General features: G+C 35.1%; 42 protein-coding genes. All 42 read left to right on the top strand.

Annotation, left to right across the window (positions count from 1 at the left end):
• Positions 1 to 171: 171 nt before the first annotated feature.
• Positions 172 to 348 carry a hypothetical protein gene (locus ACE5LO_RS01125; protein ID WP_375518236.1) on the top strand — a complete coding sequence of 59 codons (177 nt, stop codon included), beginning with the start codon at positions 172 to 174 and terminating at the stop codon, positions 346 to 348.
• Between the two features lie 42 nt (positions 349 to 390).
• Positions 391 to 633, top strand: coding sequence for a DNA N-6-adenine-methyltransferase (locus tag ACE5LO_RS01120; protein ID WP_375518235.1), 243 nt, complete (start codon positions 391 to 393; stop codon positions 631 to 633).
• Positions 634 to 919: 286 nt separating this feature from the next.
• A complete protein-coding gene (locus tag ACE5LO_RS01115; protein WP_375518234.1) occupies positions 920 to 1,183 on the top strand; it encodes a hypothetical protein in 264 nt (87 codons plus the stop codon).
• 25 nt (positions 1,184 to 1,208) lie between these two features.
• Positions 1,209 to 1,823, top strand: coding sequence for a hypothetical protein (locus tag ACE5LO_RS01110; RefSeq protein WP_375518233.1), 615 nt, complete (start codon positions 1,209 to 1,211; stop codon positions 1,821 to 1,823).
• 43 nt (positions 1,824 to 1,866) lie between these two features.
• Positions 1,867 to 2,289: a hypothetical protein gene (locus ACE5LO_RS01105; protein WP_375518232.1), complete on the top strand. Its 423-nt coding sequence runs from the start codon at positions 1,867 to 1,869 to the stop codon at positions 2,287 to 2,289.
• Positions 2,290 to 2,311: 22 nt separating this feature from the next.
• The gene (locus tag ACE5LO_RS01100; protein ID WP_375518231.1) at positions 2,312 to 2,647 is read left to right on the top strand and encodes a hypothetical protein; all 336 of its coding nucleotides are present in this window, start codon (positions 2,312 to 2,314) and stop codon (positions 2,645 to 2,647) included.
• A 22-nt stretch (positions 2,648 to 2,669) separates the two neighbouring features.
• On the top strand, positions 2,670 to 2,927 hold the full coding sequence (locus tag ACE5LO_RS01095) for a hypothetical protein (RefSeq protein ID WP_375518230.1): 258 nt from the start codon (positions 2,670 to 2,672) through the stop codon (positions 2,925 to 2,927).
• A 315-nt stretch (positions 2,928 to 3,242) separates the two neighbouring features.
• On the top strand, positions 3,243 to 3,659 hold the full coding sequence (locus tag ACE5LO_RS01090) for a hypothetical protein (protein ID WP_375518229.1): 417 nt from the start codon (positions 3,243 to 3,245) through the stop codon (positions 3,657 to 3,659).
• Between the two features lie 4 nt (positions 3,660 to 3,663).
• Positions 3,664 to 3,900 (top strand): hypothetical protein, encoded by a 237-nt coding sequence (locus ACE5LO_RS01085; RefSeq protein ID WP_375518228.1) that lies wholly within the window; start codon positions 3,664 to 3,666, stop codon positions 3,898 to 3,900.
• Between the two features lie 25 nt (positions 3,901 to 3,925).
• Positions 3,926 to 4,096, top strand: a complete 171-nt coding sequence (locus tag ACE5LO_RS01080; RefSeq protein ID WP_375518227.1) for a hypothetical protein — start codon at positions 3,926 to 3,928, stop codon at positions 4,094 to 4,096.
• Positions 4,097 to 4,382: 286 nt separating this feature from the next.
• The gene (locus tag ACE5LO_RS01075) at positions 4,383 to 5,318 is read left to right on the top strand and encodes a phosphoadenosine phosphosulfate reductase family protein (protein WP_375518226.1); all 936 of its coding nucleotides are present in this window, start codon (positions 4,383 to 4,385) and stop codon (positions 5,316 to 5,318) included.
• A gap of 11 nt (positions 5,319 to 5,329) precedes the next feature.
• On the top strand, positions 5,330 to 5,488 hold the full coding sequence (locus ACE5LO_RS01070; protein WP_375518225.1) for a hypothetical protein: 159 nt from the start codon (positions 5,330 to 5,332) through the stop codon (positions 5,486 to 5,488).
• Between the two features lie 39 nt (positions 5,489 to 5,527).
• Positions 5,528 to 5,728: a hypothetical protein gene (locus ACE5LO_RS01065; protein WP_375518224.1), complete on the top strand. Its 201-nt coding sequence runs from the start codon at positions 5,528 to 5,530 to the stop codon at positions 5,726 to 5,728.
• A gap of 55 nt (positions 5,729 to 5,783) precedes the next feature.
• Positions 5,784 to 6,164, top strand: coding sequence for a YhjD family protein (locus tag ACE5LO_RS01060; protein WP_375518223.1), 381 nt, complete (start codon positions 5,784 to 5,786; stop codon positions 6,162 to 6,164).
• 331 nt (positions 6,165 to 6,495) lie between these two features.
• The gene (locus tag ACE5LO_RS01055; RefSeq protein WP_375518222.1) at positions 6,496 to 6,858 is read left to right on the top strand and encodes a hypothetical protein; all 363 of its coding nucleotides are present in this window, start codon (positions 6,496 to 6,498) and stop codon (positions 6,856 to 6,858) included.
• A 120-nt stretch (positions 6,859 to 6,978) separates the two neighbouring features.
• A complete protein-coding gene (locus ACE5LO_RS01050) occupies positions 6,979 to 7,308 on the top strand; it encodes an ATP dependent DNA ligase (RefSeq protein ID WP_375518221.1) in 330 nt (109 codons plus the stop codon).
• Positions 7,309 to 7,317: 9 nt separating this feature from the next.
• The gene (locus ACE5LO_RS01045) at positions 7,318 to 7,848 is read left to right on the top strand and encodes a YorH family phage-derived protein (protein ID WP_375518220.1); all 531 of its coding nucleotides are present in this window, start codon (positions 7,318 to 7,320) and stop codon (positions 7,846 to 7,848) included.
• 12 nt (positions 7,849 to 7,860) lie between these two features.
• Entirely contained in the window at positions 7,861 to 9,399 is a 1,539-nt protein-coding gene (locus ACE5LO_RS01040) for a hypothetical protein (RefSeq protein WP_375518219.1), read from the top strand.
• A 10-nt stretch (positions 9,400 to 9,409) separates the two neighbouring features.
• Positions 9,410 to 10,180: a hypothetical protein gene (locus tag ACE5LO_RS01035; RefSeq protein ID WP_375518218.1), complete on the top strand. Its 771-nt coding sequence runs from the start codon at positions 9,410 to 9,412 to the stop codon at positions 10,178 to 10,180.
• Positions 10,181 to 10,194: 14 nt separating this feature from the next.
• The gene (locus ACE5LO_RS01030; protein ID WP_375518217.1) at positions 10,195 to 11,262 is read left to right on the top strand and encodes a DNA primase; all 1,068 of its coding nucleotides are present in this window, start codon (positions 10,195 to 10,197) and stop codon (positions 11,260 to 11,262) included.
• 114 nt (positions 11,263 to 11,376) lie between these two features.
• Positions 11,377 to 11,814, top strand: coding sequence for a YorE family phage-derived protein (locus tag ACE5LO_RS01025; RefSeq protein ID WP_375518216.1), 438 nt, complete (start codon positions 11,377 to 11,379; stop codon positions 11,812 to 11,814).
• Positions 11,815 to 11,976: 162 nt separating this feature from the next.
• Positions 11,977 to 12,192: a hypothetical protein gene (locus ACE5LO_RS01020; protein WP_375518215.1), complete on the top strand. Its 216-nt coding sequence runs from the start codon at positions 11,977 to 11,979 to the stop codon at positions 12,190 to 12,192.
• A 26-nt stretch (positions 12,193 to 12,218) separates the two neighbouring features.
• Complete coding sequence (locus tag ACE5LO_RS01015; protein WP_375518214.1) at positions 12,219 to 12,500, top strand: hypothetical protein; 282 nt, start codon at positions 12,219 to 12,221, stop codon at positions 12,498 to 12,500.
• A 47-nt stretch (positions 12,501 to 12,547) separates the two neighbouring features.
• Complete coding sequence (locus ACE5LO_RS01010) at positions 12,548 to 12,733, top strand: hypothetical protein (RefSeq protein ID WP_375518213.1); 186 nt, start codon at positions 12,548 to 12,550, stop codon at positions 12,731 to 12,733.
• Between the two features lie 30 nt (positions 12,734 to 12,763).
• On the top strand, positions 12,764 to 12,934 hold the full coding sequence (locus tag ACE5LO_RS01005) for a hypothetical protein (RefSeq protein WP_375518212.1): 171 nt from the start codon (positions 12,764 to 12,766) through the stop codon (positions 12,932 to 12,934).
• 14 nt (positions 12,935 to 12,948) lie between these two features.
• Entirely contained in the window at positions 12,949 to 13,257 is a 309-nt protein-coding gene (locus tag ACE5LO_RS01000) for a hypothetical protein (RefSeq protein ID WP_375518211.1), read from the top strand.
• 34 nt (positions 13,258 to 13,291) lie between these two features.
• On the top strand, positions 13,292 to 13,624 hold the full coding sequence (locus tag ACE5LO_RS00995) for a hypothetical protein (protein ID WP_375518210.1): 333 nt from the start codon (positions 13,292 to 13,294) through the stop codon (positions 13,622 to 13,624).
• A gap of 237 nt (positions 13,625 to 13,861) precedes the next feature.
• A complete protein-coding gene (locus tag ACE5LO_RS00990; RefSeq protein WP_375518209.1) occupies positions 13,862 to 14,485 on the top strand; it encodes a hypothetical protein in 624 nt (207 codons plus the stop codon).
• A complete protein-coding gene (locus ACE5LO_RS00985; protein ID WP_375518208.1) occupies positions 14,486 to 15,532 on the top strand; it encodes a hypothetical protein in 1,047 nt (348 codons plus the stop codon). It begins immediately after the preceding gene.
• 16 nt (positions 15,533 to 15,548) lie between these two features.
• A complete protein-coding gene (locus ACE5LO_RS00980) occupies positions 15,549 to 15,962 on the top strand; it encodes a hypothetical protein (RefSeq protein WP_375518207.1) in 414 nt (137 codons plus the stop codon).
• A 36-nt stretch (positions 15,963 to 15,998) separates the two neighbouring features.
• Positions 15,999 to 16,397: a hypothetical protein gene (locus ACE5LO_RS00975; protein ID WP_375518206.1), complete on the top strand. Its 399-nt coding sequence runs from the start codon at positions 15,999 to 16,001 to the stop codon at positions 16,395 to 16,397.
• Positions 16,398 to 16,430: 33 nt separating this feature from the next.
• A complete protein-coding gene (locus ACE5LO_RS00970) occupies positions 16,431 to 16,874 on the top strand; it encodes a hypothetical protein (RefSeq protein ID WP_375518205.1) in 444 nt (147 codons plus the stop codon).
• A 29-nt stretch (positions 16,875 to 16,903) separates the two neighbouring features.
• Positions 16,904 to 17,212: a hypothetical protein gene (locus ACE5LO_RS00965; RefSeq protein ID WP_375518204.1), complete on the top strand. Its 309-nt coding sequence runs from the start codon at positions 16,904 to 16,906 to the stop codon at positions 17,210 to 17,212.
• Positions 17,213 to 17,342: 130 nt separating this feature from the next.
• Positions 17,343 to 17,588 (top strand): hypothetical protein, encoded by a 246-nt coding sequence (locus ACE5LO_RS00960; RefSeq protein WP_375518203.1) that lies wholly within the window; start codon positions 17,343 to 17,345, stop codon positions 17,586 to 17,588.
• A gap of 272 nt (positions 17,589 to 17,860) precedes the next feature.
• Positions 17,861 to 18,769 (top strand): RNA ligase family protein, encoded by a 909-nt coding sequence (locus ACE5LO_RS00955; RefSeq protein ID WP_375518202.1) that lies wholly within the window; start codon positions 17,861 to 17,863, stop codon positions 18,767 to 18,769.
• A 35-nt stretch (positions 18,770 to 18,804) separates the two neighbouring features.
• Positions 18,805 to 19,278: a hypothetical protein gene (locus ACE5LO_RS00950; protein ID WP_375518201.1), complete on the top strand. Its 474-nt coding sequence runs from the start codon at positions 18,805 to 18,807 to the stop codon at positions 19,276 to 19,278.
• 62 nt (positions 19,279 to 19,340) lie between these two features.
• Positions 19,341 to 19,562 carry a hypothetical protein gene (locus ACE5LO_RS00945; protein WP_375518200.1) on the top strand — a complete coding sequence of 74 codons (222 nt, stop codon included), beginning with the start codon at positions 19,341 to 19,343 and terminating at the stop codon, positions 19,560 to 19,562.
• Positions 19,563 to 19,820: 258 nt separating this feature from the next.
• Positions 19,821 to 20,183, top strand: a complete 363-nt coding sequence (locus ACE5LO_RS00940) for a hypothetical protein (RefSeq protein WP_375518199.1) — start codon at positions 19,821 to 19,823, stop codon at positions 20,181 to 20,183.
• 54 nt (positions 20,184 to 20,237) lie between these two features.
• On the top strand, positions 20,238 to 20,852 hold the full coding sequence (locus ACE5LO_RS00935) for a YoqU family phage-derived protein (protein ID WP_375518198.1): 615 nt from the start codon (positions 20,238 to 20,240) through the stop codon (positions 20,850 to 20,852).
• A gap of 41 nt (positions 20,853 to 20,893) precedes the next feature.
• Positions 20,894 to 21,154: a hypothetical protein gene (locus ACE5LO_RS00930; protein ID WP_375518197.1), complete on the top strand. Its 261-nt coding sequence runs from the start codon at positions 20,894 to 20,896 to the stop codon at positions 21,152 to 21,154.
• 31 nt (positions 21,155 to 21,185) lie between these two features.
• On the top strand, positions 21,186 to 21,422 hold the full coding sequence (locus ACE5LO_RS00925; protein WP_375518196.1) for a hypothetical protein: 237 nt from the start codon (positions 21,186 to 21,188) through the stop codon (positions 21,420 to 21,422).
• The gene (locus tag ACE5LO_RS00920; RefSeq protein WP_375518195.1) at positions 21,415 to 21,558 is read left to right on the top strand and encodes a hypothetical protein; all 144 of its coding nucleotides are present in this window, start codon (positions 21,415 to 21,417) and stop codon (positions 21,556 to 21,558) included. Before ACE5LO_RS00925 ends, ACE5LO_RS00920 begins: the two co-directional genes overlap by 8 nt.
• Positions 21,559 to 21,722 lie beyond the last annotated feature (164 nt).

The raw sequence follows: 21,722 nt of genomic DNA, 5'->3' as shown, positions 1-21,722 counted from the left end.
GAGGGCATCATGCCATCTAAGAAGAGCAATCACAAGCATGAGTATGAATTGGTCAAATCAAAAGAAACTTGTTGGTTCACTCATGAGCAGAGATGTAAGATATGCGGCCACGTATATACTCGTTTACGAGTAGAGCAAGTGAATTTGAAAAAAGAAAGTGAGGCTTGAAGCATGTCAGGCGAATATGCGTTGCGATTGCTGAAGGATGAACTTAGAGAAAAAGAATCGGAAGTTAATGAATACAAACAAAGACTTGATGATGTAATGGTTAAGACTATTACCAGAATGACACGTGAGATCTATGACTTGAAATTCGCTATAGAAATTTTAGAAGAATATCAAGAATAGAAAGTGACATAAATAAAAATAGATAATAAAGGAGTTTATTTATTGAGTACAAGAGTAAGGGGTATGGGAGGGCATCAATCAGCAAGAATGATGAAAGATGAGTGGCTGACGCCTCCTGAAATTATAAAGGGTTTAGGAGAGTTTGATTTAGACCCCTGTGTTCCTATTAACAGGCCATGGGACACTGCTAAAAACCACTACACAATCGAAGATAATGGCTTAAAGAAAAAATGGTTTGGCAAGGTCTGGATGAACCCGCCATACGGGGAAGAAACTGCAGCATGACTAGACCGTCTTGCGACATACGGAAATGGCATCGCATTGATATTTGCAAGAACAGAAACCAAAATGTTCTTCGATCATGTTTGGAATAAGGCCGATGCGTTACTGTTTTTTAAAGGCAGACTATTCTTTCACCATGTAAGTGGAGAGAAGGCAAAGGCAAATGCGGGAGCACCTTCAGTTCTTATATCTTACGGCAAAGAAAATGCAAAGACATTGGAGTCAGTTAAAGAATGGGGTAAATTTATTCCATTGAAATGAAACTTGCATGGGAAAGGAGTTGTAACGGATGATCGAAGCATATGACTATATAACGTGTGATAATGGAAAGACATATCACATCGTTCCAAATTGGAAAGATAACGGATATGATTTTATGATGTGTTTGCAAGAAGGCCAATCGGTTAATGAAGTAAAATCATGGCATATTAATGATTGTTTCAAATTCAAAATACCTATCTGTGTAGGTTTAAAATATAAAACATTTGAATATTCGATGATTGAAGCGGTGTATGACATTAGAGGGAATTATAAATTTTCTAAGGCAGGCTAAATAAAAAATAAGGAAGAGTGATCTAATGAATAAAACTTTTTTTGAGGCATTAAAAGAGTTTATGCTGGAAGAATTCAGAGATCAGCAAGATCTTGAACCTTGGGGATATTATGAAACAATTGTGCAGCAACAAGATAAAATTTCTCCAATTATCAATGATTATGAGGACTATGAAATGAAATTCAGTTTTAACAGAACTGAAGATTATGATTCTCAGTATTATAATCCGGGGCAAATAAATATCTCTCTATATAAAAAGTTAGAAGGTGAGGGAGGTGATTGGGAGCGCTACTGGGAACGTCGTGTTGATCATCACTATGTTATCAATTTTCTAATTGAAGAGCGGTACTGGGGGTATTGTCAATGTAGTCCAGAAGATGAGGGATACAATTATGGGCGTCGTTGTTGCGGCAATGGTTGTGATTGGGTCGCTCCGCAGATTAATATTAGTATGCATACTGACCTTGCTTATGGTTCGTTCAAAGGCGTAGAAAGAGATATGTGGAAACTTGCAGAGGAATGGTCAGGAGTAACTGAAGGCAATGAAGCAAAGAAAAAAGAAGAAGAGCTAAAGTATTACGATGATCAAATTAGATATTGGGAAGAGCAGCGAAGCAAATACATAGAAGATAATAAATAAATACATTAAAATCGTGATTTTATTAGGAAAGGGAGAGAGGAAAGTGAACAATATTATTGGTAAATGGATGTATAACACAGGCAGTGAAGAGAATTGGGAATGCATTGGTGGTGAATTTGATACTAAAGAAGAGGCAATTGAAGAAGGCAGTAGATACTTTACTGATGCCGACGAGTATGGTTATGCATCTGACAACGATGAAACCTTTGAAGGGAATAGTTTTGATGTAGGACAGATTATTGAACCAGATATATCTATTTACGGTCGCCATGTAATTGATCCTGTTACTGAGCAAGTAGGAGAACAATGCGGTGAGATATCGGATTCTTGGTTAGAGAAAGTAAGCAACGAAGATGAAATATTGTTAGATCAAATGCTTACTGCCGCTTTCAAAGGGTGGTTACAGAAGACAAACAATGAACCACATTTCTATGCGGTAAAAAATGTAGAGACTATAGAATTGTAATTTCATCGAGGAGGAGAATATATTGCAAAGTACTTCCGTGTTTATGCTTAATGAAAAAGAAGATGGCTATCGGGCAGATGTATATTATTGTTCATATTGTGGGAATAAAGCACAGAGAAAAGATATTGGGTCGTCTCATAATCATAGATGGGAAGAAGAAATTATTTATTTTTGCGACTGTGACACTGCGAAACAAGAAGCAGTTTTAAAAGAAGAAGCAGCAGAATATAGAAACAAAGTTTATTATATTGAGAGAGAACTTAAGGGAATGGAAAAATTAACAGATAATCCAGTTGTGAATAAAATTAAATTTGATAATGAAGTAAAAAAATTAAAACAAAAATACTCAATAGAATAGAAATTTAATTGGAGGTTAACAAATGGAAAATAATCATGGTCAAGTTGGGGAAGCATTGTATCTTAAGTTTACGAGTGAGAAAATGCAAGAAAGATGTCCAAATTATAAATTTGAAAATGGTCAGTTTCTAAACGCCGAAGAATTAAATAAGATGCCCGGAGTAATAGCGGGTGTCGGGGTTCAAATTGATGATGATACTCAAGGAGAATATGAGTGTGTATGTGAATATGGTACAGAAATATGGACTCAGGAAATTATTGATAAGTGGAATAATGAATAAAATAAAGGAGTAAATCTATGATGAAAGGTTGGTAGCAATGTTCAGATGGTTGAAGGAATTTTTTGACGACCCTAGAGACGTTTTCGAGTGTAACCATTGTGGTAACAAGACGCCAGGACAATGGTGCAAACACTGTCCTGACAAGTTGCCGAAAGGGATATATTGGGATAAGGATGGTTATCCGTGCAAACCAACTGCTAAACTAAAAGGAGGACATCTTAACTTTCAAAAAGAAGGAAGATGATGAGATTGTATTAATATATCGCTAAAAAGTGGTGCTAACAGAAAATTTTATACTTAAAAAAGGTGGCTTATATGAGTATTAATGAAGAAATTCAAAAACTACGCAAAGAAGTTGAAGAAAAGGCCGCAATGCTTCAAAAACTAGAAACTGAACATTTTAACATCTATGGGATCTGGGAAATTACTACTGAGGGAGATGTTGAAGGAAGAAGTACTAAGAAATTAGGTACGTACAAGGGAAGCTTGTTTGATGCTGTAAAGAAATATGGCGATCAGGGTTGTTATTCTTTAACATGTACACGAATTGGTCATTATACTCCAACCAATTTCTCAATCGAAAGAAAGGTGCATTTTCGAGTGTATGACAAAGCAATCAAAATGCATGACTATGTGGATACAGCTTCAAAATTGAAAGACAGTATTCCAGATGGACATCATTTGACTGAAAGTAACTACTTTGGATGTGTAGCTTTACGATGGAAGGAGTAGACATATGAATTGTACGAATAAATATTGTTTATGGAATGCATTTGATCAATGCTGCCCAGAAAGTGAAGTACAGTATGCTTCAGCAACACCTGACCAACTGGATTGCCCTTCTTCGCTTCGCAGAGACCTTGAAGAAGCGATGTACCAAATTGTTGATGAAGTAAATGAAATGATGATAAAGAGAAATTTTAGAGAACTGATTCAGATACATAAGTTTGTTAAAGATCAACGAAGCAATTAAAAATTAAACGGAGAGGTGGAAAGATATGAGTTGTCACGATAGTACGGAAAATAAAAATGAGGTAGCAAAAATAGTTGATGAAATGCTTCTCAACGAAGATCATCCTAACACTGAGATTCTAATTTATTTTGATGAAGAGGATGAAGACTGGACAATTACAAGAACAATAAAATTGAATGGTCATAATATAAAATAAATATTTACAATAATAATTAAATGTAATACAATAAGGGGGAAGCAATTCTCCCTTTGTTATAGGTGGAATTGAGACAGTGGAACTAAATTTTATTAACAAAAGGAGAAGTTACAATGATGCATTTTACCGAAAGTGAAATTGAAGTGATTTGCTGGGAGAGAGAGATACAATCGGAAGATTTGAGTCAGCATTACAGATATTGCTGCAATTGTGATAGCTACGTCGATGTAGACGACTACAGTTCAGTAAACGACAAGTGTGATGATTGTGAATAGGAGATGATACTATGAGGTTAGGTACAAAAGAAAATCCAAGACATATTTGTGGTATCAGTGGGGGGAAAGATTCTTCTGCGATGGCAATTTACATCAAGAAGAACTATCCTGAAATATTTGAGAAATTAGAACTTTTCTTCACTGATACCGGCTCAGAATTACCTGAAATTTATGATTACCTTGAAAAACTTGAGAAATATTTAGACAAGAAAATACTTCGAATCAAAGCCGATCCTAATCATGTAAATAAATTTAAAGTTGTTGCGGGGGGGGATGAGTCGAATCCTTTTGAAGATTTATTGAAACAATTTAAGGGATACTTACCAGCACCAAATGCAAGATGGTGTACTCGGACAATGAAAATCGTTCCTTTGGAACAATGGATTGGAGATGACTATTGTATTAGTTATATTGGTATACGAGCAGACGAAATGTTTAGAGAAGGTTATATCAGTAGGAGTAAAAATAAAAATATTCAACCAATACTTCTTTATCAACAAGATGGATTAGTTTTAAAAGATATTTATAAATTACTTGAAGATACCATTGGGTTGCCTGAATACTACAAGTGGAGAACAAGAAGTGGATGCTATTTCTGTTTCTACCAAAGACGAGTTGAATGGGCTATTATGTATAAGTTATATCCAAACTTATTTAAAGAATCACAAAATTATGAGACAGAACATGATGACGGCAGGACGTTTACATGGGTGAAAGATAAGCCGTTAACCTACATCTCAGAAAATGCTGAAGATATAATTATCAGATACATAAAGAGACAATATAAGAAAACACAAAATAAAGAACAGTTTACTTATTCAGAGCAAGAAATGATCGAATTGGTTAAAAATAAAAGGCTGCGAGAGTTGATAGATAGTTGGGATATGAAGAAACTGCATGACGTTGACGGTGAAAATAAAGATGGCTGCAATGTTTGCGCTGTATAGGAGTGGGATATATGGAGTGGAAATTGATTGATGAGGAAGGTAATTTTTTGCAAGAAGTAAATTGTCAGTATGATGCTTCTGATATTGCTATTATGATATACAATGCTACAAGAGTCGAGCTTGATTTTGAGAAAAAAGAAGCGAATATTAGAAGTAAAAGAAATAATTGAGGCGATAAAAACTATCTTTTATAGGAAGAGGTGAGATTTATGCTAAAGGGATGGATTGCAGCACCGCTGAATGATAAATACATACTTGAAGAGATTGGGATCGTCCTTGGACAATATAATTCCGAGCAATTTGAGGAATGTATCGTAGCAGATGAAGTTATGGAGAAGTTGGATCAATATTGGGGGCATTATTGGTGGGGATTGCACCAAATGTGTGATGACCAAGGGAATTCGATTTGAATTTGTTATCATCTCAATTTATAATAAGAACATAAGTTCTTATGGGGTGGAAACAATGACAAAAGTGCCGACATCTGAGGATGAAAAATTGGTTATCGATAATGTTGAAATGATTATCTTGTTAGACATCATTGAACTGAATATAAAGAAGATGAAAGTAGCAAAGTTTAAGTTGGGTGAAGTTTATAATCTTTTCTTCAATAGTATACAAGACCAGATAAGCAAAGACGCATCTGCAATACGGAAGGAAATGCGTAGACGGGGGATAAAGGTTCTTGAGGAAAAACGATTTGATGATCGGTTAGAAATTGATTACCTGTGCAGAGGATACACGGGGAAAATAACTATGCTGTGGCCTAAAGTTAGGTGTGATTTTGAATGCAGATTAGCCGAGTATTTCAATGTAGATGTAACAAGAATTCAGAGAAATGAATAAGTGATAAAATTCAGATTTTATAAGGTGAATTAAAATGGAATTAAAGACTGTTGATGATATTATTGAATGGTACAAAAGGCAAAACGAGAAGAAGAATGAGGAATGAGAGATGAAAAAATGCGGGGAAGACTGTATTGTAGTCTGTGATTACTGTATTCATTTTGAACGTTATACAGATAAGGAAGGAGTATTTATAGACGATGAATATGATGGATATTGCAAGTTGAAAAATGAGTTAGTGGAATGGTGTGCTTCGTATTGTACGGAATTCCATTGTGAAGGATTTGATGATCCTATTACAGAATAGATTGCTAAGGAGGAATGAATGTTGTTGAACCAAGAACAAGTAGAATCTTATATGGAGGTTCATAATCGAGTCGGGAAATTACTTTATGAAATAATCGGTTATATTCGTGAAATTGATGATAAATACTATGAAATCAAAAATATTACAGTTGGGGACAATGAATTTGTCATAGAAACAGAATTCTTATCATATGACGGATATTATGAATTTAAGACATTTCGAATAAACAAGGAAACACTTATAGATGAGAGACGTCTCGTAGATTTAAAAATTGAGACCGATAAGGTAGTTAAGGAAAGAGAAGAGCGAAAGAAACAAGAAGAACAAGAGAAACTAATGAAAAAGATTGAAGAAGCAAATACGTTGATATCACAATATGTAGAATAAAAAATAATAATAAAACACTCCTTTCATGGAGCCAGGAGGAACCATAATGATTAATGTATCGTGGAACTACGGAAGTATTGAAAATCGGTAGAGGAGTTCAAGGGGAATACGGAAGCAGACGTGATCTATGTAGAGGGTTGGGACGGTAACGAGGCGATATCACTTTCCGTTAATGATGCAGAAGTTTATATCACTGGGTACAGAAAAGATGAATTTGGCTGGCTGATAGGGTACAAAGATGGTAAACGAATTAGGCCTGCAGGAATACTCGAATTGGGAGTGGGCAGCATAGAGAGAAAATCAGCATGGCCGATACTTAGTAAGATGAAGACAAAGGAAAATAAAGAATTTGTTTTTGTTGAACCGGCATTAAGATGCAAGGTTAAATTTAGAGAATGGACTAAGGTAGGATTGATGAGATTGCCTGTATTCGATGAATTTGTATTGTGAGGTGATAATATGGCTCAAGTCATTTGCAAACATTGCAAAAATAAAGACGAAAAAACTTTCATGGTCAAAGGTATTCATCCCAAAGGTTATATTCATAAAACTTGCATCCTAATTTTTGAAGAAGAGCAGAAACAAAAGGAGGCTGAGAAGGTAGAATGGAGTTTGCTCTATGATTACTTGATTGATCTTCACAGAGCTTTAAACATCCCGCCAAGAAATATAAAGCGGCTTCGGGAATTAAAAGAAAGTAAAAATATATCATACAAATTGATTTTAGATGCATACCGACTATGCGAAGATAAAGTGAATTGGTTTATTAAGACTGTATTGAATGATGAAAATAATGCTGATGCGATTAATAAAGTAATAACACTGGTAATAAATTCATCGCTTAATGAGGTATTTAGAAATGAACAGTTGAGACTTCGGAGAGAAGAGGAAATAAGAAACCAAATGAACGATGATCCAAAAGAAGAGAGAAGAGAAATTATTTATAAGAAAAAACAAAGTGTCGCAAATAATATAACAGCATTTTTATAAGGGAGAGATTAAATGAAAGAATTTCTAGAACGCCTACAAAGGGAAGTTGTACTAAGCGAAGGTTATTTAACTGGCTTGTTTTGGGCTAATCCAGAAAACTATAATTTTTATCCTGAAGACAAAATAAACAGTAAGACATTCCTTAATCCTGTTTATGGTTTTTTCTTGGAGCTTGGGCGTAGAGCTGCAAAAAAACAATTGAAATATTTTGATGATATTTCAATTAGTGAAGTAGTGAAAGATTTGGGTGTTGAAAAACATTACAGTCAATATGGTGGATTTGATACGATAAATGAGTTGATATATGAGACAAGAGGTAAAGAAGAAAACCTTGAAGCATATTATAAAGAAATAAAAAAATATAATCTCCTCAAAAACCTAGTTGAATTATTCGGAGAAAGAGTGCTTCAACTTAATGGAAATTACGATTATAAAAAAATGAGTAAAGAGCAACTTCATACATATTGGAATGATAAAGTAAATCAATTAGCAATTGACGGTGATAATCAATATGATGAACACCACCTGCTTGATAATATTGACGAAGACATAGAAGAAATGGACACAAGTCCCGATGTGGGATTACCATTTTACGATGCAAAGAAGTTAACTGGAATCTGTACAGGATGGGCGCATGGGCATGTTTATATGTATGGTGGTTTCGGTGGCAGCGGGAAAACTTCGTTCACAGTAAACAAGGTAATTATGTCCTGTATTGAGAATAAAGAGGAACTCCTTGTTATAGCAAATGAACAAAGCATTAAGGAGTTTAGAAAGATTCTTCTGATAACCGCTCTAGGAGCAATGAACAGAGATAGGGAACAGAGCGAACGAAAATATGTTGGACGTCAAAGACTGAATGAAGGAGGATTTACAAAAGAAGAAAAAGAACGTCTAAAAGAGGCTAAACAATGGCTTCACGATTTGTGTGATGGAGATAAAAAACTAATTACTTTTGTTTTTATGGAAAATTACGTCATGGAAGATGTTAAAAAGTTGATCAAGTACTATGCCGCTAGAGGTATTTCAAGAGTTATAGTAGACACGGCAAAACCGTCAGAGGGCGATAATAACATGGCTCGTTGGGAACGCTTTGTAGAGGATGCTAAGGAGTTATATAAACTTGCCAAACCTAACGGTGGAGGATTGAATTTGGCGGTCTGGATGAATGTTCAACTAGCCGATTCTGCCTTGAAGATGCGGTTTCTTAATGAATATGCTCTGGGAGAAGGACGCAAAGCAAAGAATGAGGTCTCTGTATTCTTTACAGGCAGATTTATGTGGGATGATGAATATGAAGGAGGGAAGAAGGAACTGCTTGTAACACAATGGAGAAAAGATCCTTTTACTAACGAATATGGAGAAGTAATTGAACCTTTGAAGAAAGACAAAGACAAGAATGCTCAATGTTTCTTAATATTCACCAGTAAAAATAGACGTGGACAAGATTATAAAACGGGACAAAGGGTCCTTGTAATGAAGCCGCACTTTGGAGTGAACGCTTGGACAGAAATTGGCTGGACCACGGTATTCGATGACCATAATTATTGAGGAGTGTTAAATGATTTACTTAAAAGAGATAGATGAATTTACTTATGATGATTGGTACGATTTATATATAAATAAGAAGATGTTACAGAGAGAGATTGCAGAGTTCTTAGGTACAACTAAAGGAAGGGTCAATAAGTATCTAGTTATGCACGGATTAAACGGCGAGGCGAAGCAAAACAGTTACAAGGAGAACAACATTCAAAGAGATATCATAATAGGTTCTCTTTTAGGAGATGGAGCATTATTGCAGGCTCAAAGGAGTAAGAATTACTTATTAAAATTATCACATAACGAAGATCAACTTGCATATTTACAGTTAAAATATGATTTCTTAAAAAGTCTTATGGTGCCCAATAAGAAGATTAGAAAATACATAAATCCTAAATACCCAGACAGAAAACCAATGTACGATTTTACAACTAAATCACTGCCTATTTTCCATAAATATAAGGAAATGAATATATACAATTTATTGACCAGTTTAAATGCAACAAGTTTGTTAGTGTGGTATTTGGATGATGGAAGTTTGCATTCTAACAGATATGCAAGTATTACCTGTGCAAGTTTCAATATGAGAGAATGTGAATATGCACAAGAAATATTATTCCATAAGTTTGGAATAAGAAGCAGTATTACACACAGTAAACGTGAAAAGAATGGACTACAGGGGCTATCTATACCAAGGGAAGCAACTAAAAAAATGAATGAAGTGTTTAGAAATTCGGAAATTTATACACTTATGGCAGAGGCAGTTCCATATAAGCTTTCAATAAATGATTAATCGGGAGGAGGTTTATGTCCGACTCACTTAGACTGTTAAAAGAACGCATATACGAAGAAGGAACAATCGGACAATTACTTGAGGAGTTGGGTTGTGACTTAATTAAAGTTAATCATAAAAGAAATGGAGATCCTTTAGTAACTGCACGTCTACCGGGATCGAATAATACTAGAAGTGTGCAAATTTATTTGAATCCGCAACTACACACAGAAATAGTTAACAGGGGTGTTAGTGGGGACGTTTATTTCTTAGTAGGATTTATTCTTTATGATTGTAGGACGTTTGAGGATGTAAAAAGAAACTTATATCAGATAAAAACATACATATGTAACGCCTTAGATTATGAACACACTAGCAATGACTTCATAGAAAAACCAAAGACAGATTGGAATTGGTGGCTTAGACCTATACAGAAAGCGAGAACTAAAGAAATTGAAATTAGAAGGAATGAAATAATTAGTGAATCAGTTTTGAATCAATACATAAATTATCCGTACTATGACTGGTACAATGAAGGCATTGAATTAGCGACGCAAAAACTATTTGGCGTTGGATTCGATATAGACAGCGAACGGGTAACTATACCTTTCCATAATGCTGCCGGTCAATTAATTGGAGTTAAGGGGCGTTATATAGGCGGTAATAAAGAGATATCTGATTCTAAAAAGTATTCCTATCTTTATTCTTGTTCAAAAAGTATTGAGTTATTTAATTTGCACAGAGCATTACCATACATAAAAGAAAAAAAGGAATGTTTAGTTGTAGAGGCTGCGAAGACAGTCATGCTTTTGTGGTCCTATGGTATTTGTAACGCTGTATCAATCGAGGGAGATAAATTAAGTCCAGTTCAGGCAAAGCTGCTCAAGGATTTAGGGTTGGATATTGATTTTGTGTTTGGATGGGATAAGGACAAGGATCAAGAATACATAAAGGGTCAACTCAAACAGATTAAGAACCGCAGGGTTTATCATTTATGGGACAGTGAGAACTTATTTAGTGATCCTAAAGCAAGCCCTGCAGATGCCGGTAAAGATATATGGCTAAAGATGTACAATGATCGATACAAATACAAAATATGCTGACTATGAAAAGGTTATTTTATTACCTAGCACCTAGAAAATATTTCTTCTAAGGTGCTTTACTTTTATAAAATAAATATATATAATAAAAACATAATTAAAAGAGGAGATGATTTAATGAACTACAAGTTGTATCAACTTTCTGGAAACGTATTAAATACATATCGAGCAAAAGTAAAAGGGAACGAATTCGCTTCAGCAGCACTTGTGAGACGGAAGTTGACTCGAAACATTATGTTGGCTGCCAAGGTTCCATATAAGGATGGAGAAGGAGCAGAACTCTATATGTATGGCAATCTTCATATCTGGGTTAAAGGCAACAAGATTATTGAAATTAGAAATATGAAGGGTAAACAATTCAGTCGGTGGTTCTTTAAAGACCAAAAACGGTATGAGGAACTGAATGAAATGTTAGAGATTAATAAATATGAACTGATCAGTTTAGCAAAGCAACACGGAGCAAAAGTAGAACAAGTCCAAAAGGATAAGGGTGGAATTTATCTAATTGGTCCATATGGAACTGAAAAAGATTTATTCAATTTTATGACTCAATGACAAAGGGGCAGAAGAAATGTGGATAGCAATTAGTATTGGAATTATGGTTTTTGCAGTGCTCATCTGGACTATATGTGAGGCTACTGGAAAGAGTGATGAGGATCTAGAATATAAATAAAACATATAAATAATAAATATTCATTTCATAAGGAGTTGTTAAGTATGGAAAACGAGCAGATCACTTCTTATGTCGCAAGACTAGTTTCTTACCCTCATATCATGGATGGCATGGAAGAGATAGCCTTTAGATTGATGGTGAAGAAACTCCTGATTCCAAATGACATTAAGAATTGCGACAATCATTCAGAGTCTGAGGTTTACAAAAATATCCTTTGGCATCTAAATACAATTGATGAAGTATGTGAGCAAAGCGAATGAAATGTAGATTTAATAAGGAGAAAACTATGCAAGCAATTAATTCCGAAAATGTAGTTCAGTTTCTAAAGCCAAGAATCGAATATGATGAAAAAGGCAAGTTAAAAATCGAAGGAATTTGTTGGATCAGTGGAGATAACCTTGATTGTTATGAATGGGAAGACGAAGACATGCTTTGGATACTTGATACAATACCGGCAAGCGAAGATAGTATCCCCGTAGATCAATATTACTGTTTTAATGTTAATCAGAATGACTGTGATTGGGTGACGAAGGATCAAGTTAAGTTCAGTCTCGAACTTACACAATAAAATATTATTTTTGTTGCCCAATGAGAAATGGCATAGGAGGCGAAGTCATGAACGGCTATATCGTATTTTTTAATTATAAAAGTGGGCATAGGGAATTCGGATTTTACTCTGATCTTGAAGAAGCGAAGAGAAGAATGAGCTGGGCAATAAATGACTCGGTTATATATGGATCAAAAGTTGAAATTGGTATTGCTGAAATTCTGACAAGTGAAAAAATTAATTGGAATGAGTAACAGATAATTCACAAGAGAGGTGGTGGCAATATGTTCTTCAAAGAGATGAGTGATGAAGAATTAAATAATGAAATTGAGAAAACGAATAGTAACATCGTAGCATTACAAAATAAATTAAGAATGCTTACACATGAAAAAGAGAGAAGAATTGCTAGAAATTATCCTTGGGAGTATCCAGATATCAGGTTTCAAAAAGAATGAAGAGAGGTGACTCTATGTACTTGGTAAAATATCCTGTTGAGTATGAAGGGCATAAATACATGGTTTCAGTTTATGAAGAAGATATTTTTCACGGCGTACTTCGAATCGTGGCCGAAGTGTTTGTAAAAAATCAAGGACTATTAAATTTTAAAAGATTTAAAAGTGTTCATAAACTAGAGCGTGGATGGGATGAAAGTTATAAAGAACTTGCTATAAGAGCGGTCAAAAGTTATGCCAAAAAAACAACTACAGAAATACATAAAGAACTCGATAAGCAAAAAGGAATAGAGGAATTCAAATATTGGGACGGTGTGATTGAGTAGACAACGAAACGAAGGTTTCATAGGAGGTTGAAAGATGAGAAATACAAGGATTGAAGAAATTAAAGCCAAAAAAGAATTCACTAATTCAGTAGTATGTAATAAGTGCGGCAAAATAGATAAAGGATTTTATGAAGAAGAACAGGATTCGAATCTTACATTTCAGGATACTCATCGGGTGACAGTAGATTTCGAAGGCGAAGACAGTAAATATAGAACTAACGTTTGGAGATTTGATCTATGTGATAAATGTTTAACTGACTTTGTGAAAACATTTAAGTTTGCCCCTGAATGGTTTGGAGGAAGTCTTGGAGTATCCTCGCAAATGAAGTTTAAAGAATGGAAAGAGCATAACGGTGAGGTAGGTTAAGAATGAAGAGGGTTACGACCAATGAATTTCCAAAAGACAGAACAGTTCTGATTAGGCAGATTAGATGGCTGCTAAATGAAATGGATTATTGCATTGATTTACTTGAAGAAAAGAATTACGAGGAATGTTTAAATACTCTCAAAAAAGAAGTTGAAGATAACCTTTGGCAAAAAAATTGAATAATAACAATAAAACAACGATTCTATGAGAAGTAAACTATAAATGGGAGATGATTAGATGCCAACAGGATACACATATGGAGTGAGTAATGGCACGATTACAGATGTAAATGAATACGTATTACAGTGTGCTCGTGCTTTTGGAGCAACAATTATGATGCGTGATGAGCCATTGAATACCCCAATTCCAGAGTTTCAACCACACAGTTACCATTATGAAGCACTAGAAGAAGCAAGAAAAAAGATTGAGGAATTAACTAGTTTGACAAAAGAACAAATAACGGAACGCATAGACTTAAACCATTGGTATAAAATTGAAAACAATAAAAAGATCAGGTCTGAAAAAATGTTAGAACAAAAACGATACTCAGATATGCTAGAAAAGGTAAAAGAATGGAAAGTCCCAACTTCTGAACACAACAACCTTAAAGAATTTTGTATTAATCAGTTAGAAGAAAGTATGAAGCATGGGTTTAGTGAAGAAGAATTGGATCAATATTATCCTTTAGATATTCCAAAGTTAACGCCTGAAGAGTGGCTAGAAAGTCAACTAACTAGGATCAACAAAGATATTGAGCACCATGCTGAGGGATGGAATAAAGAAGTAAAGGTCACAAATGAACGAAATGAGTGGGTAAGGTGGTTGAAGGTGAGCTTAGAACAGATGACGGTGGATAACTAAGTGAAGACAAACATTTTTATACCCGAAACAATTAGGATAGGTTTTCAGAATAGAGATAGTACATACACAAAGAAACTCGCCTATGTTATTTATTATGATCACAAAGGGAAATTACGAAAAGAAGCTTCATGGGAAAGTTGGAGAGATAAAAAAATTGAGCCTGTGAACTATACTAATGAGCCGATGTCTGGATTTGTACTGAACAAAAAAGTCGGTGACTATGTTTCTGATTGGAATCATCGACAGGCGTATGTTCGTGTGTATGATCCAAGAGGATTTGAGTTTGAAATCACAATTGAAAACTTGCTTTACATTTTGGAAAATGCAAACTCCATTAGAGGTAAAGGACTTGAAGGGGAGTTTGTTTACGGTTGGGATGGTAAAGAGTTGATATTGTTGCCTACAAGTTCACCAGACTATCAAGAAATTTCACAATTTAATTCTATCCTATTAAATAAAGAGTATATTAAATCGAAGGATTTAAAACTTGGTGTAACTTATAAAACAAAGGATAATAAAGAATGGGTTTTTTTAGGGAAGTATGATTATTACAGAGGTAAAAAGAAGATAAAAAAGTATTTTTTCTATTTTAAATCTCCGTATGGTTATGATTATTTTGAGACTTTGGCAAGTTTGGGAGATAAATTGATTAGTGTAGTTTCTGATGATCCAGTAGACAATTATTCAGAAATTATGGAGAAACTTGAAAGAGACACTCGTTTTTCACCTTATGACGAATCAAAAGATGAACCTATACATATCGAATATGATGTTTTTGTTACTCAGATTTTGAATAATAGATGGGGAATAAAATATTATACTGGCGGTCTTTCAGAAGAAAATTTAATTAAGATTGAAGAAAAATATAATGAAGTTGGAGTTTATAAAGTTTTAGTAGCAAATAAATCACAGAACTATGGATGGAACTGGCATAGAGAAAACACTATTTACGAAGGGACACCGGAAGAAATTCACAAAAAATTTAACCCCATGCGTAAAAACAAATATTTGGCTAATGGGAAGCTATATCAAAAAGAAATGATCTAAAAGGAGAATTATATTTATGACTAACAATAATGATCAAAAAATCCTTGAACTTAAAAAACAAATTGAAGAAAAGAAAAAACGGCTTAAGAAATCTCAAAAATTTATCCCAATAACAAATTGTTCAATTGAAATCGATTCAGTGAGATACAACATTCAGGTGTTGAGCAGAGAACAAATCATCTCCATGTTAGTTAAATTAAATGCCTACGCCGCATCAGCAAAAGATTTGGGTTTATTGGATGAATATATGATCAGCGGTTACGGAGTTCAGGAATGGATTGATGATCTGCAGTCTAAGCTTGACTTTATGTCCAGAAAAGAAGAAGAGCAAAAGCTCAGAGCAATGGAGACTAAATTGGATAAATTGCTTTCAGATGAAAAGAAGGTTGAGCTTGAGATTAATGAAATTGAATCGCTGCTTAAAGAATAAAAATATATAAAATAATTCTATAGGAGAGATTGCTAAATGAATCTTTACGAAATTAAAATAGAACATTATGCTCCAAAAGATAGTCAACAGGGAATTTTGACATATCTGGTAGCTAATTCAGATGAGGATGTTTACGAATGGTTAAAATCAGATCCAAAATTGGATAGAGATAGATGGGTATATACTCCATACAAAGACAATGAAGATGATGAAAATACATATGATATCTATGGAGAAAATTACGAAGTGATTGGAGAGGAATCTTATAAAGAACGAATGATTAGACTCCGGGGAGAGATGAATGACGAAAGTGTTGAATTGTCCGATTTATATTATGGTAAAACATTATATGGCTGGAATCTAGTTAAGGAGGATATCAAAGAGGAGGAGATTGGCTCGGTAAAACGTTTGGGGATTAGTATACATACATGTTAATAAAACAATGGTCTAAGGGGAGGTCTTATCGATATGGATTGGATACTTAACATGGAAGCAGGCAAGGAATTAGATAGCCTAGTACATAAGGTTTTATATGGATATGACATGAATATTCGTCATGTTCATGTTTGTCCTAACTGTGGTTGGGAATGTAACGACTTAGAAACATCGAGCAGATGTCAGGCTTGTTGGGGTAATGGTGAAAGAGTGACAATGGATGATTCGGAGGAAATGTATAATTTTCATCCTTCAACAGATATGAACACTGCTTTTAAACTGGCTAATCTGGAAGGAATAGCAGTAATCCCACAAAGCTCAGATAAAGGATTCAGGTGGTATACATGCGACCTAGAATCAGTTCATTATAGAGGCGGTGAAATTGCTCTTCATAAATATAAGGATACCGGAATTTCTTGTGATTCAGCAGCAGAAGCAATATGTAAGTGTTACTTACAAGTTAAAATGAACCGATAAAATACGATTTTTATGGGAGATGATTATGCTTGGAATTCAATGTTCAATTATATGATTTACTTAAAGAAAGTGAGACAGGACTTTATAAAAAGGGTGACGATATCATTGGCTATGTTCACCTTTGTTTTTCAGAAATTGAGGAATTTACAAAGGCCGTTGGCAACGATTGGTTTAGTGAAGGAGGTGTGGAAGCAAGGCTGTTCAACGACACCCTTTGCGTTGAATTAAATGAACTTTTTGAATACTATGGATATAAATTTTCAGATTACAAAAACTGTTTTGATGAAATAGATTGGAGTTATTATGAAGAAGAAATACTTGCTACGGAAGAAGACTAAGAGTAATAAAAGAACTATTTCATCAATAAAATAGATTACAATAATAATGATTGACGGAAACCAAATATTGGTGATAATATATAAAATAAATAATAACAATAAAAGTACAATACAACAAAGGAGATAAACTATGTTAAATATAAGTCAGTTGCAAACTGTTGATTGTATTGAGGATGCTGAATACATTTCATTCGACGTAAACCTTGAAAAGAGTGGAATTACGAGGGATAAGCTTTATAAAGTGGAATACGATCAACCGATTGGTATTGTACCATGCGAAGGATTTGAATATATAAACGAGCATTACTTTATGAATGACTGTGGGATTAAGACGACTCAAGTGTGGATTTTTTATAAAACTAAATATTATAAATAAAATAAATAAACAAAACAACAATACATAGAAAGGTGCGTGAAACATGAGCACCCGATTAAATGAAATTTGTAAAGAATTGAACATACTTGAAAATGACTTTATGACTAAGCAACGCGAACACTTTAAATTAAGCAAAGAGATTAGTTTGTTACGATTTAGGATCAATGAATTGAAGTTTGAGGCTAACCGGCTATTCACAGATCGAACTTCAACTGTTGAATAATACGACAATCAAAGACGGATTTTATCGTAAAAAAAGGAGAAATGATAAAATGGAATTCAAAAAATATCAACACCTCGAAAGATATGGAACTGATGAAGTAGAAGGTATTGAATTAGGCGAATGTCTCGTTTTCCCGAAACTAGATGGGACGAATGGATCTGTTTGGCTAGATAATGAAGGAAATGTTAAGGCAGGAAGTCGAAACAGAGAATTATCATTAGAAAAGGATAATGCAGGATTTTATACACATGTGCTTTCAAATGAGAAAATTATAAATTACCTTAGAGAACATCCAACACACAGGTTGTACGGAGAATTTCTTGTTCCTCATACACTAAAAACATACAGAGATGATGCTTGGCGTAAATTCCATATTTTTGATGTTTGTATCGATAAGGATGAAGAATCAGTCGAATACATACCTTACGATGTATATAAGCCGCTGCTAGAAGAATTTGATTTAGAATATATATCTCCACTTTGTGTGATTAAAAATGGATCGTATGAGTATTTTGTTAAATCTCTCGAAACAAACAACTTTCTCATTAAAGATGGAGAGGGTAAAGGTGAAGGGGTTGTAATTAAAAATTATGACTTCTATAACAGATATAAACGTCAGACGTGGGCAAAAATTGTAACAAGTGAGTTCAAAGAAAAACATTATAAAGCAATGGGTGCTCCAGAAATTAAACCAAAAGAAATGATAGAACAGCAAATTATCGATGAATTCTTGACTGCTGCTTTTATCGACAAAGAGTACGCTAAGATCGTACATGAGAATGAAGGCTGGAAAGGTCAATATATCCCAATGTTATTTGGACGGGTGTTCTCAGAATTAGTAAAAGAGGAGACGTGGAATTTCATTAAAAAATATAAAAATCCAAAAATTGATTTCAAGACACTACATACACTTGCAGTCAACAAAGTAAAAATACATAAGAAAGAGATATTTGGCTAATAAAATTCGTGTTATATAAATAAGGGGGAAGCTAGATGAGTAAAGAAGCGATGTGTATTCAAAATAGTCAAATAACCAAAAACAGAAAAGAGTTTGTTCAATCAATGATGTCGTTGTCAAAATTGAAGAAGGCTGATGAATACTGCGTCTACTATCTGACACATGCATACAACATTGATCCGAATAGGAAACTTTACTTTAAGGCTCCTTATAACTATGAAACAATTAACTCAATTTGTGCATATATTCAGTTCGAGTGTTCTGAGTTCGACATGTCTTACACCATAGATGAAGCAGAGGTTATTGAAATTCTTGAAAATTATTATGATTGCAGCAGCTCGTTTTCTGCTGAAAAAGAGGATATTAAGAAAGTTAAAGGAATCGACTTATATATTAATTGGGAATCACACTGCGGCTCCAATGTTCAATCGGTGAATTGTCTGAGACGAGATGGGATGGAAAAATACTTCAAAGAATACATTGAGAAATCAAATTCGAACGCTGAATAGAACACAAAGAGAAAGTTTTCGGCTGATAAAATACTTATTTAATCGGAACGGAGGAATGAACAATGATTAATGTTGATTTTTTGTATAGATTAGGCGGCTTGTCTGCAGCAGGATGGAAAAGGGCGCATTATCCTGAATGGCCCGTATTGGAAATGAAAATTGAAACAGATTCCGCAATAATTAGACAGGAATTAAATGTTGATAAGGCACGGGATCTTGCAAATGAACTGCTACAGTTCGTGAACGATGTTGAGGATTTTGCAATAGCTTTGAAAGATGCCTAATAATATTACCATCCAAAGAAGGAGAAGAAAATAAATGTCTACAATCATGACAGTAACCGCTAATACTCATTGGGTGTATACCGATGCTGGCCATTCTTGGTCTATGACTTTAGGGCTTAACACAGACCGTAGACGTGCTGGAATGCCGGTAGAGCTTGAGGATGCGACACACTGTCCAAAGTCATGGGTTGATAAAGGATGGGTCAGAGAAGCGACACGGGAAGAGCATGAAGCCTATATATTACGAAAGGAGTGCAAATGAAAAATAGTCTATATGAAATCGAAATAGGAGATGAAGTAGTTTTCGAATGGTATAATTACAGGTTAAATAACGAGATAAAGTACCCATTAATTATAACTGGTGCAGATGATAATGTACTTTTTATACGAGAAAGTAGATTTTCAAAAGAGCATGGATATATGGTGAATTTTAATGAAGTTCGCTTATCTAACTCTCCATTTGCGGATAAGATAAGGGTTATGACAGAACGGGATATAGAAGAGTTTATTGTAGAAAGAAGAAAAATTATAGAAGAAATTGAATCATTAAATTTATACAATCTGCCTCTACATAAACTAAGAGAAATTCATAAGGAAATTAAGTTTGTTTTAAAGAACTAAAATAATTATAAAGGGGGATATATACATCCCCATCCCAAAGGAGAGATATACCGTATGAGCGAGGCGCTAAATCTTTATGAGATTTCGTACCCAGGATACTTTGACGACTATCCAGACTACTCAGTTCTCAAAAAAGCGAAGTCGGCCGGAGCTGCTAAGTATGGCGCATATTTGAGTTTCAGCGATGCCGATCCAGACATGACATTCTTTGATTATATGAAAATCGTTAAGGTCCGCAAGATTGGTTCTTCTGTTCCTATGCAGAACGAAAAGCCCTTCCCAGGACAGAATCGGATAGACATTGTGAATCAACTGATCAGAGAAATAGGCAGGCGGGGACGCCACTTCTTGTACTCCGAGAAGCATGACAGATACGCTTCATTCCATTGGGCCGGGGGCAGGTTATGGCTGACAGATGATTATACAGGCTCTCCGTTGCTCATGGACGAGTCCAAACCAGACGAACATTATCATTTCTCGCACGGAGGAACGCTGTGGGGCCTTGCGTGCGATTTTCGGGACTACATCAATGGCGATGATGACGCGAACCACAACAACGGCTACGGTGGTCTGTACTGCCCACATTGGGGATACCCAAAAGAGGACATGCAAGCAATCCAGGGTAAAGCAATTGAATTGGGATATCTAAAGCCCAGGGTTGAGGCTTAACAGCCTCTTACCCTATACCTCTATAAAGGAGTGATAACAACATGAAAATCAAATTGTATGGAACTTATATGATGAATGAAGGGTCTGTAATGTGCATCGGAATTGACTCAGAGGCAGAGTTGGCAGTGTTTGCGTCGTTCTATGCAGATGATGAAGACGGAACGCCTGAATTGCATGTTGAAGATGGGATCGCAGTTATCAATCTGCTGGATACCGAAAATCTTTTGCAATTATCACCTTACAAGCTGGAACCACAGTTCAAATTAACAGCCAATTTGGTTGGATTTACTGACGAAGTCTGAGGTAATACGGCCTTACCAGGGAGGGATATACATGGATAAGAAATATGCAATTGCCAGAGAAAACAGCAAGGGGCAAACAGAGTTTCTGCAAAATCTATATGGCGATGATTGTTACACAGATGATTTGGGATGTGTGCTTGAGTTGGACGAGGTTTCGGCGCGTTTGCATCTGATTGACGATGAATATGTAATCGAACTTCGGTATGACGAGGACGGATGTATTGAAGACTTTGTTCGGATTGAGGGGAGGAAGAACAATCATGAATAAACCACAGGATATGATGGATGAAATGCTAGACTTTGCTATTGCGAATCTGATGGGTTGGGTAAATGCATGGGATGGAGTAAGACTTGTATGGGTTGATGGAAAAACAAATGAGTTTCGCCGCAAGGTGACGGATTGACATCCGACTTCCGATCCTGCCGCCTCTCTGGAGGTACAGGCAGCAGCACGAAAAACTAATGCAGAGTGGTACGCGTTGAATCTCTCTAATCAGGTTAAGCCAAGGATGACCAGGAAGGTCACAGATGCATATTACGGCACGCTTGTTGCTGCGATGTGTGATGC

Origin of the sequence: Paenibacillus medicaginis (assembly GCF_042138635.1) — a bacterium.
GTDB lineage: Bacteria > Bacillota > Bacilli > Paenibacillales > Paenibacillaceae > Paenibacillus > Paenibacillus medicaginis.
This window is presented reverse-complemented; position numbering and strand designations above follow the sequence as displayed.